This is a genomic window from Polaribacter sp. R2A056_3_33 (assembly GCF_019278485.1).
In the GTDB taxonomy this organism is placed as follows: Bacteria; Bacteroidota; Bacteroidia; order Flavobacteriales; family Flavobacteriaceae; genus Polaribacter.
The window spans coordinates 314,206-325,918 of sequence record NZ_CP058984.1 but is presented as its reverse complement, the minus strand read 5'-3'; the positions used below and the strand labels follow the sequence as shown (position 1 = coordinate 325,918).

6 protein-coding genes are annotated in these 11,713 nt (G+C 35.6%); all 6 read left to right on the top strand.

All coding sequences use genetic code 11. From position 1 onward, the window contains the following. Positions 1-769 precede the first annotated feature (769 nt). The 6 genes from H0I29_RS01525 to H0I29_RS01500 all read left to right on the top strand — a co-directional run bounded on the left by H0I29_RS01525 (position 770) and on the right by H0I29_RS01500 (position 11,710). Positions 770-952: a hypothetical protein gene (locus tag H0I29_RS01525; RefSeq protein ID WP_218754185.1), complete on the top strand. Its 183-nt coding sequence runs from the start codon at positions 770-772 to the stop codon at positions 950-952. Positions 953-971: 19 nt separating this feature from the next. Next, the gene (locus tag H0I29_RS01520; protein WP_218754184.1) at positions 972-4,091 is read left to right on the top strand and encodes a TonB-dependent receptor; all 3,120 of its coding nucleotides are present in this window, start codon (positions 972-974) and stop codon (positions 4,089-4,091) included. 11 nt (positions 4,092-4,102) lie between these two features. Further along, complete coding sequence (locus H0I29_RS01515; protein WP_218754183.1) at positions 4,103-5,935, top strand: RagB/SusD family nutrient uptake outer membrane protein; 1,833 nt, start codon at positions 4,103-4,105, stop codon at positions 5,933-5,935. Between the two features lie 39 nt (positions 5,936-5,974). Next, the gene (locus H0I29_RS01510) at positions 5,975-8,833 is read left to right on the top strand and encodes a SusC/RagA family TonB-linked outer membrane protein (RefSeq protein WP_218754182.1); all 2,859 of its coding nucleotides are present in this window, start codon (positions 5,975-5,977) and stop codon (positions 8,831-8,833) included. A 22-nt stretch (positions 8,834-8,855) separates the two neighbouring features. Continuing rightward, positions 8,856-10,580 carry a RagB/SusD family nutrient uptake outer membrane protein gene (locus H0I29_RS01505; protein ID WP_218754181.1) on the top strand — a complete coding sequence of 575 codons (1,725 nt, stop codon included), beginning with the start codon at positions 8,856-8,858 and terminating at the stop codon, positions 10,578-10,580. A 101-nt stretch (positions 10,581-10,681) separates the two neighbouring features. Then, on the top strand, positions 10,682-11,710 hold the full coding sequence (locus tag H0I29_RS01500; RefSeq protein WP_218754180.1) for a DUF5627 domain-containing protein: 1,029 nt from the start codon (positions 10,682-10,684) through the stop codon (positions 11,708-11,710). Positions 11,711-11,713: the final 3 nt, after the last annotated feature.

Here is an 11,713-nt window from a genome sequence, read left to right as displayed (position 1 = left end):
TATAGATAGTGTTTTTGTGCTATTTTACCTCAAAAAGAGCCAAAATTAACATAGCATGCATTCTTTCTTTTACTCAAAAGTACATCAACTTTCTATATTTGGAGAGTAGTATGAGTTAATTATGCAGAAAAAATATCCCATAAGAAATATCATTATAGAAATAGTAATCGTAGGTATTTTAATACTGTTACTAGTTTTAATATTTAATTAATGACCTTGAATAAAACTAAAACAAATATCAAAAAACTAAAACCTAAAGGTGCTTTTATTATTTGGTTATTTCTTGTTTTTTCTTGTAGTAAAAAAGAAGCTGAATTTAAATTTCAAAATCAATCTTTATCAACAAAAGAAAGAGCGGTAGGTTTAATTAGTCAGTATGTTCTGTATCGCAATTAATTACAATTAATGCAATATTAGTTATAGTATATGCTTTATTTCAAATATTTATTTATTTAAGATTTCTTTAACATTGAGGAGTAACTCAGCAACCTACAAAACTAAATATATAACAGTGCTTTTATAAAGGGCAATTAATTTAACATTTATGAAGTAAAAACAATGAAATGATGTATTAGTTAGATTTAAGCCATGATAAGTAGAAACTCTACGAATGATTTTGGCTAGTTAAAATAAATATCAACCAAAACTTATAGACATAAGTGATTAAAAAAGATTTAAATGTATGGAAAAACAAAAACTTTATACAAAACAGCTCATTTTCTGTTTTAATTTATGTAGGAAAATGCGGCTTTTTGTATTACTCATTTTTATGTCCCATTTTACTATATGGGCCAATGAGAATTCTCAACAAAATATTACCGTTAAAGGTTTAGTAACTGAAACAGAAGCGGATCTGTCTGTAACCGGTGCCAATATACTACAACAAGGTGTTGGTAATGTTACAATGATGGATTTTGATTGTATTCTTACTTTGAGTCAGTTTATATTATAATTAAAATTTAAAACAAAAAATGAAGCAAAAACTAAAAAACGAGAAACCAGTTTCGGGATTTATGTTGTTACTCGCACTTGTTTTCTGCAGTTTTACAGCTGTTAATGTGCAAGCACAGGAAAATGTTACGGGTGTTGTTACGGATGTAAATGGACTGACTTTACCAGGTGTAAGTGTGGTGCAAAAAGGTACGACTAGGGGAACAACAACAGATTTTGATGGAAACTATTCTATTGAATTAACTTTGGGTACCAAAACGTTAGTGTTTTCTTATCTAGGATTTAAAACTTTAGAAATACCTGTAACAGGTAGTGCAACAATTAGTGTAGAACTTGTAGAAGATGTAGCTAGTCTAGGTGAAATTGTAATTGTCGGTTACGGTAAACAAAAGAAAGAAAGTGTTGTAGGTTCTATTGTACAAGTTACAGGAGAGAAATTGATGGAGTCTGGTGGAGTATCTACGGTAGGACAAGCGCTTACAGGGCGTTTGCCAGGTGTTACCACTGTTTCTTCTACGGGGCGTCCAGGAGAAGAGTCTCCTGATATTTTTATTCGTGGAAAGAGTAGTTGGAATGGAAGTGGACAGCCACTTATTTTGGTAGATGGTATTGAGCGTAGTATGAATGATGTTAATGCCAATGATGTAGAGAGTATCTCTGTATTAAAAGATGCTTCGGCTACGGCTGTATTTGGTGTAAAAGGAGCCAATGGGGTTATCCTTATCACTACTAAACGTGGTAAAATTGGTAAGGCACAACTTTCTTTAACAGCTAGTTCTACCTTGAAAAAGCCATCGAAATTACCAGGGAAATACGATTCTTATAACGGTATAAAGGTTGCCAATGAGTCTATTGAGCGTTCTGTACCTGCTAATGAAGGAGCTTGGACGTTTTATGTGCCTGAGTCAATTGCAGATAGATATAGAAACCCAATTAATGATACAGATAAGTATGTGTATCCCAATGTAGATTGGATAGACACAACTCAAAAGGATTTTGCTATGGATTATAAGGTAGATCTTTCTGTTAGAGGTGGTACCGAGACTGTAAAATATTTCGGAGCTATTAACTATAACCACGTAGGGGATATTTATGATGCAAACGCCTTTGATACAGGAAGAGGTTATACTACCGATTTTTCTTACAATCGTTTTAATTTTAGAAGTAATATAGATTTTGATATAACAAAATCTACCCGTCTTTCCGTAAATCTTTCTGGGTATTATGGTGTTCAGGGAGGTACAAGTGTTGATAGATCATTACTTAATAACAGTATTTACGAATTGTCGCCAGACTTGTTTTATCCTTTGTATCCTGATGGTACTTACGGGCGTGCAGATCCTAATAGATACGATGTCCTTAATCCAGCAGTTTCTTTAACAGCAAGAAGTGATGTCAATGAACATAGGGTACAGGTAAATACGGATTTTGTCTTACAACAAAAATTAGACTTTATTGCAGAAGGTTTAAGTTTTAGAGGTTCGTTCTCCTTTGATAACAATTTTAGAGGTAATGAGGGGATTAATGACCCTAAAGTTGATGCAGATGATAATGTGGTTTTTAAGATTTATAATGATGATGGAAGCTTTTATTATGTAACGCCTCCAGGTGAAAATCAATTTGATTATGTGGTTCAGCCATGGTCTAGAAATGGTTTGAATATTAATGATAATAATTCTAGTAGACGTTTGTTTTATCAGCTTTCTTTCAATTATGATCGTGTTTTTGGAGAGAAACATACCGTAGGTCTGTTGGCTTTAATGAACAGAGAGGAGTATGCTATTGGAAATATGTTTCCAAGATATAGAGAAGATTGGGTTGCCCGAGCTACCTATAACTATGATAGCCGTTACTTTATTGATGTCAACGGAGCTTATAACGGATCAGAGAAATATGGGCCAGGTTTTAGGTTCGATCTCTTTCCTTCTGTAGCACTTGGCTGGATGGTAACTAATGAAAATTTTATGAGCGGAACAAAAAGTTGGTTAAACAAGCTTAAGATTCGTGGTTCTTACGGTGTAGTAGGTGATGATTCTTCTGGTGGTAGATGGGGTTATGTCTCTCAATGGGGTAGTGGAGGAAGCGCTTATTTAAACAACAGTGATAAATGGAGTAAATCTCCTTATACATTTTATAAAGAAACTACAATCGGAAACCCAAATTTGCAATGGGAGACCTCAACGAAAGCAAATATTGGTTTTGAATTAGCTGCACTAAACAATATGTTCACTTTAGACGTAGATTTCTTTAAGGAAGATCGTGATAATATTGTGATCCCTGCTAATGACCGAAGTGTTCCTAGCTTTTTTGGTTTTCAACCGCCAGATGCCAACCTAGGAAAAACATCTGTAAAAGGTTTGGAGTTGGTTCTTAATTATAGACAAGATCTTACGGATAATTTGAGTGTTAATGCAAATTTAGCTTACACCTATACCAAGGATGAGATAATTTATAAGGAAGATCCAGAACTTAGACCTTCGTATCAAAAAGAGGCTGGTTTTTCTATAGGGCAACCACGTGAATTAATAAGAGGAGATTTATTGGAGAATTGGGATGATGTATATGGCTCATATCCTCGAGAAAGTAACCAAAGTGCTCGTAGACCAGGTTTCTATGATGAACAGGATTGGAACATGGATGGGTTTGTAAGTACAGATTATGATCAAGTACCTTTTGGGTATACAGAACGTCCTCTAAATACTTTTAACTTATCCTTAGGGGCTAACTACAAGAAATTTAGTTTTAGTGTTCAGTTTTATGGAGTTAACAATGCGACCAAGTCATATCAAGACAGAACATTTGTTGCAGAATCTCATTTGTACTTTGATTTTCTTTCTGACTATTGGAGCAAAGATAATCCTGATGGAGAACACGTTCTTAGTGGATTTAATAACACACAACACAGTACAGATTCTTATAGACAATGGTATGATGCATCTTTTATAAAATTACAAAACATGGAGTTTGCATACACTTTTGATTCTGAGGGAGGTAGCAATTATAGGGTGTTTATAAACGGAAACAATTTGGCTTTCTGGTCGAAGCTTCCGGATGATAGATTGAGCAATGAAGATGGTAACTTTAGAGGTAGCTATCCTTCGTTTAGGAGAATTAACCTAGGGGTAAATATTAACTTTTAAGAGCGATAACAATGAAAAAAATATTTAAAATAATATGCTGCTTATTTTTGATAGGAACACTTACAGTTTCCTGTGAAGAATATTTAGATAAAACAATTGAAACCGACCTAAGCATCAATGAAGTTTTTCAAGATTTTGACAATTCTCAAGGTTGGGTAGAAGAAATGTATGCTATGATGGTTGATTATGCCGGAGCTTTCTGGCAGTATTACGGCTATTATGGTGAAGAATCTGTGAATAACCGTACTTGGATGTTCGATTTTAGTATAGATCAGGGGGAATACGGTCAATGGGCAAATCTAAGAGGTATCTTTATGATTAACCAAGGTTCGGGTAACGGTAATCCAAAGGATACTAATTCAGATTATCCTTTTGATAGAAGTTCTGTTTGGGTAAGTAGCTGGCAAGGTATACGAAAAGCAAACATAGCTATTGAAAATGCAGAGACCTTAATGGTAGATGCTACACAACAAGAAAGGGATGCAATTATGGGACAATCCTATTTCTTTAGAGCGTTTTTTCATCATGAAATTATGAAATTCTGGGGGTCTATACCATATATAGATAGGGTTTTAGAGGATGATTGGCAGTTGCCAAGACCTGCAGAATGGTCTGAAACGGCATTAAAAATAGATGCAGATTTTGATAAAGCCATTGCATTGCTTCCTGTAGATTGGGACGATACAAGTTGGGCTCCTGGCGCTAAGACTAGAGGACAGAATATGTTCCGTATTACCAAAGGTGCGGCCATGGCTATGAAAGGAAAGAATCTTTTATATGCAGCTAGCCCATTAATGCAAGGTAGTAATGATACCTACGGATATAATAAGGAATTGAGTATGAAAGCTGCCGAAGCATTAGCTCAGGTAATACAAATGCCTAGATATCATCTGGTGCCTTGGGATAATTATGGTTCTGTGTTCTATTCTGAGAACGGACAGTATCCTTATTCTTCTGAGTTTATTTTAAGTCAACCAGGAAACGTAGGTTGGTATCCTAAGTATTTACCGTCTATATGGCAGTTAACAGATGTTGCAATGAGTTCTGGTGATACAGGTGCAGCTCCTACCCATAATTATATCCATAATTATTTTGGTATGAAGGATGGTTTGTCATGTGACGATAGTCCTTTGTACGATCCTCAGGATCCTTGGAAAAATAGAGATCCCCGTTTTAACAAATGGATTGTTGTTGATGGTGATCAGTTAATTGATAACATAGGAGCCGCAACTGGCGCTGATGAAGTACACCGATATGCCCAATTATATAATGATGGAGCACACCGTAATCCTAACCAGAATACTGGTTCCTTAACAGGGTATGGAATGAAAAAATGGTCTCCAAGAAATTTCAATAAGTTCGATAATGTAGAAGCATTTGGATGGAGATCTCATGTAAGGCTTACCGATATCTACCTTATGTATGCAGAGGCAGCTGTAATGGCTTATGGCTTAGACGGAAAAGCACCTGGATTCAATATGTCGGCAGTAGACGCTATTAATGCAATACGTGAACGTGCCGTTCCTGACGGAAGTTTAAATGTTAAGCCACAGAATTTAACCAGTGTAAACAAATTTATGGATGAGATCCGTAGAGAAAGAGCCGTAGAAATGAGTTACGAAAACCACCGCTGGATGGATGTAAGACGTTGGAAATTGGGTACAGATATGAAATACCGTTTGAAAACAGGTATTCGTTTTGACAGAAATGCAGCTGGAAAACCAATCAATTTTAGAGAAGAAATAATACGTACTAAAGTTTTTGATGAAAAACATTATTGGTTACCATTTCCTCAGAATGATACGGAATTGTACGAAGGATTCCCACAAAACCCAGGATGGTAAAATCAAAACTGTTTCACTATTTGTTAATATAAATAATCTATGACACACTTTAATAAATATAAAAAATCATTGTTGTTTGGTTGCGTCTCTGTGATGTTTTCCCTTACAGTATCCGCTCAGGACAATGATTTAACCGCAACAACCGATTCCATTAAAATGAATACCAATAAATTGGTATCCAAAATTAAGGAAGAAGTAAATTTAGGATTCCAGAATCGAGAGAATATAGACGTGGTTGGTGCGGTATCAACTATCGAACCCGATGATTTCCTTAAATATGATAACACCCAATGGGTTCGCGATGCCTTATCAGGTAGAATGCTTGGGCTTAAAGGAAGCGACAACATCCGTGGTTTAGGTTCTGCCTTAATCGTTGTGGATGGTATTCCAGGTAGAAGTATCGATTTGCTAAATATGGAAGAAATCGAGGAAATCACCATTCTAAAAGATGCCAATGCAGTAGCTCTTTACGGTGCTATGGGAAAGAATGGAGTTATCGTTGTAAAAACGAAACGTGGTGCAGTAAAGCAAGAGTTTAATGTAAGTGTTAGTTCAGGGATCAAATTTCCTACAAGAATGCCAAATTATCTGGGATCTGCTGAATATATGACGCTTTTTAACGAAGCTAGAGTTAATGACGGTGCAACTCCAAGTTTTTCCGACGAAGAAATTGCTAATCACGCCAGTGGAGTAAATCCTTACAGGTATCCTAATGTAGATTTTTACAGTAGTGATTATATGAAAGATAACGCTTCATTTACCAATGTGGTGGCCGATTTTTCAGGATCCGTAGAAGATACCAAATACTATATCAATGTTGGTTTTAGGAACGATCAGACAATACAGAATGTTACCGATAACGATAAAGGTGTTAAACGTTTTAATGTTCGTGGTAATATAGACTTTCGAGTAAATGACTGGATCAAGAGTAGCTTTGATATGATTGCTGTTATTGAACAAAATAAAGCTTCTTTAACTAATCTTTACGATGAAGGTAACAATTTTAGACCAAACCTATATTCTCCTTTATTACCTATTAGTGCTGTAGATGTCACGAACTATCCAGAATTAGCAGGTGTCTTACAAGCTGCCAATAAATTTAATGGATTCCTTATAGGAGGAAATCGAAATTTTAGAGACAATGTGCCTTTGGCTAATGTATATGCTGGTGGGCGTACTACCAACTTAACAAGAATAAGTCAGGTAAACAATGCAATCGATTTTGATTTGAGTGCTGTTACGGAGGGATTATCGGCTAAAACCTATTTGAGTTTTGATTTTTATAATTTCTACAATACTAGTAATGTAAATCAGTTTGCCGCTTATGAGCCTACTTGGAATGATGAGGGTAAGATTATAGGATTGGAAAACATAAGGGATAATGACATTGCTGGACTTACAGAAAATATTAATTCTAATGTGTTTACTATTCGTTACGGTTTCTATGGGATGATTAACTACGAGAAAATGTTAGGCAAAAATCATGAGATTAATACTTCTTTAATAGCGCTTGCAAATAGCACTCAGGTTATAGACGAAAAACAATCTTCTAAGAATAGCCATTTAGGATTGATCGTTAATTATAAATACAAGAACAAATTGATGTTCGATTTTAATGCGTCTTATGTAAATTCTATAAAATTAGCAGAAGGAAATCGAGGTAAGTTTGCTCCTACCTTAGGTTTTGCCTATGTACTTTCTGAAGAAGAGTCTTTAAAAGATTCTTCTTGGTTAAATTATTTAAAACTACGATCTTCTATGGGAGTTGTTTATTCTGATATAGGTATTGATGGATATTTTTTATATGATGCTATTTATCAACAAGGTGGTAATAATGGATTTTATAATTGGGGAGATGCTAATGGTTCTGGTTTCAATAACCAATACACGACAATAGCCAGAGGTCAGAATACTAATTTGGGTATGGAAAAAAGAATGGACTATAACCTTGGTTTCGAAGCCTTGATTGCTAAAAAATTATGGGTAGAGGCTAATGTTTTTAGATCTGATTTGACAGACCAAGTAATCAATGCAACCACTGTGTATCCAGAATACTATGGAGGATTTAGACCTTATTCTAATTTCAACGCTGATAAATATTCTGGTTTTGAATTCGGTGCCAACTATTTAGATCGTTTTGGTGAGTTTGGAATGAACATCGGTGCCAGAGTATTATACACCAATTCTACTAGAAAGAAGGTAGATGAAGTTTATGCAGACGAGTACCAGAATAGAGAGGGTAAACCTGTAAATGCTATTTTTGGCTTGAAGTCTATGGGCTTCTTTGGGGAGGATGATTTTAACACGGATGGTTCCCTTAATGCAGGTATACCTACGCAGTTTGGGGCATTACAGCCAGGAGATATTCGTTATAAAGATATAAACAACGATGGAGTGGTAAACAATCAAGATGAAGTTTCCATAGGTCGATGGGATTCTCCTTGGACTTTCAGTTCTGATATTACCTTAGATTATGGTCCTTTTACTCTCTTTGCACTTTTAACTGCCGAAGTTGGAGGTAATGGTGTAGCCGATGGTAACTATTATCGTCCTCAAGGAGATCAAAAATACTCTGAAGTGGTTCGTGGGCGTTGGACTCCAGAAACAGCTAATACGGCAACTTTTCCGAGACTGTCTTCATTGCCAAATACAAACAACTTAGGTGTAAACTCAGACTTTTGGTTGTATGACAATAGTAACTTTAGGTTGCAACGTGTACAATTGACTTATGATCTACCAACAAATTGGGTACAGAAGATGAAGATGCAAGATTTTAGTGTATTTGCTTCCGGATCAAATCTTGCAGAGATTTCAAAAAATAAGGACATTCGAGAACTGCAATTAAGTAATAGCCCAATGTACCGTTACTATTCTTTGGGACTTAGAATGAAGTTTTAACTAAAAAAAATAGATTTTAGACATGAATAATATTTTTAAATATACAGCGATAGTTTTGGTTCTTTTATCCGCAGGTGCTTGTACTATGTTCGAGCCCTTAGATGAAAACCTACTAGGGGAAGACCGATTAAACATTGACCCCGTCTTTGCAGAAGGCTTACTGCTTAACGGCTATGATGAAATGCCTAATCAGTATTCTTTTAGTGATGTGGCAACTGACGATGCAGTAAATAATGTAGTTAACAATTATACACGTATGGCTACAGGTGAATGGAATTCTCAAAATACACCTACAAGTAGGTGGGGACAGTATGAGCAAATTCTATATGTGAACAACTTCCTAGATGTTATTGATAATGTGTTTTGGAAAAGAGATACTATTACCAATCAACTTTTTAAGGAAAGGATGCGCGGTGAAGCAATTGCGTTGAGAGCGATAAGACATTTTTGGATTTTACAAGAACATGGAGGTAAGAACAATTCAGGTGAATTATTAGGAATACCTTATATTTCTGAGTTATTATCTTTTGATGCTGATTTTAACATACCAAGATTAGGCTTTCAAGAAACGGTGAATCGTATCAATACAGATTTAGAGGAAGCCTTAGAGTATTTGCCAATGGATTGGGATGGAGATCTTGCAAAACGCCCTTCAAGGTATAATGATATTGATGCTGAAAGATATCAGTTTGTTTTTGGTAGTTCTCAAGATGGTCGTGTTAGCGGAAGGATTATTAAAGCCATTCAAGCAAAATTAAATATATTGGCAGCTAGTCCAGCATTCTTAAACGGATCTGGAGATAATTACCAAATAGCAGCCAATATTTTGGGTGGTCTATTGAACGATAACGGAGGAGTAGTAGGATTGGATCCAAATGGGTTAACCAATTTTTACGATTTTCCTAACGGTACCCGTAATTTTCCAGAAGTACTATGGAGAGAAAATGTATATAGTTCTGCATGGGTAGAGGAAGCTAATTTTCCGCCTTCTTTAAATGGAGATGGAGCTGTAAATCCTACTCAGAACTTAGTAGATGCATTTCCAATGTTAGACGGTACTCCGTTCTCAACTTCTCACCCAGATTACGATGCAGCGAATCCATATACCAATAGAGATCCTCGTTTGGCTTTGTACATATTATACAATGGCAACGATCTTAATGGTAGAGTTATCAATACCGGTGTCGGTGGCGGTAGTGATGAGGTGGATAAGGTGCAAGGTAAATCTACACGTTCTGGTTTCTACATGAAGAAATTGGTAGCTCCAGGTTTAGTAATCAGCAATGATGGAAGTACAACTACAACAGAAAAAATGAGTATTTATCTACGCTATACGGATCTATATCTATTGTTGGCTGAAGCTGCCAATGAATTAGGAGGTCCTGATAATATGGTAGATGGTATGAGTGCTCGTACTATAATTGGAGCGATCCGATCTAGAGCTGGAGTAGGTCTAAGTAATGGGGATGCTTACTTGTCTAGTATCACTTCTAAAGCAGATATGCGAGAATTGATTAGAAACGAACGCAGATTAGAACTTTGTTTTGAAGGGTATCGTATGTACGACCTAAGACGATGGGGGATTTTGGATAATACACCTAACGCTAAAGGAGCGAAATATAATGGGGCTAATTATACAATTTTAAATGTTGAATCTAGAATTTATGGTGATAATGCCAATTATGGCCCAATACCACAGAACGAGATAGTTAAATTTAATAAATTAGAACAGAACCAAGGTTGGTAACCTATCGTATAACCAGAAAATAAATTAGGTTTGGTTTAGGTTCCTGGTAGGGGTCGAGAACTAAATCCAAAATATGTTTAATAATAATAAATTCTTCATTAATGAATACAAAAAATATAGTTTTATTAATAGGTGCTCTGATAGCTTTATCATGCAGCAACACCGAACCGGAGTTTGATGATTACGATTTTCAAGGAGCTTATTTTCCTTATCAAACCCCAGCTCGTACTCTTATACTAGGAGATTATGATTTGGCCTTTAACGATAATGATAATGATTATAGGTTCGAAATAACTGCCTTGATGACTGGAGTTTATACAAATGATAAAGAACGAAAAATCTATTTTGAAGTAGACAATAGTCTTTTAAACAACGTAGCAAATGTAAAGGCACTTCCTGCAGAATATTATACGTTTGAAACGGTAAGTCCTGTATCTATTCCTTCTGGTTCTACCAAGGGAAGGATTCAAGTTCAATTACGTGATGCGTTTTTTAAAGACACCTTGTCGTTTGGTAAAGTAAATACCACTAATTATGTAATTCCGTTGGTAATGACCAAGGCTGATAATTTAGATACCTTGTCCGTAGGAAGGAGCTTTATGTCTAATCCAGATCGTGTAAACCCGTTAGATTGGGATGTACTTCCGAAGGATTATACCTTGTTTGGTATTAAATTTATGAACAGGTTTCACGGTAACTACCTTAGAAGAGGTAATGATATGATTACGGATCCTACCTCTACAGTAGGAAGGGTATATAATGCAGGTTTTGTAGAGAGAGATGAATTAACACTTTTAGAAACAGCAGGAATGGACAAGGTTAAATATCAAAACCTTATTGGGCGTGGTGAAAACTCTAGCCCAGGTAATGTTGTTATGGAACTTTCCTTTAATGAGGATAACACTTGTACTATAAGTAGTTATAAAAACGATCCTTATGGAGTTACAGGTACCGGTCAATTTGTTGAAGACGGAGATTCTTTTGGAGGAAATAAAAAAGATGTAATTTATTTAAATTATACTTATAAAGATGCCGTTAACGCAGAGACACATACCGTAAAGGATACTTTAGTAATACGAGATAGAACAGCCATCTTTGAAGAGTTTACAGTTGAACTTAAAGACCTATAGATA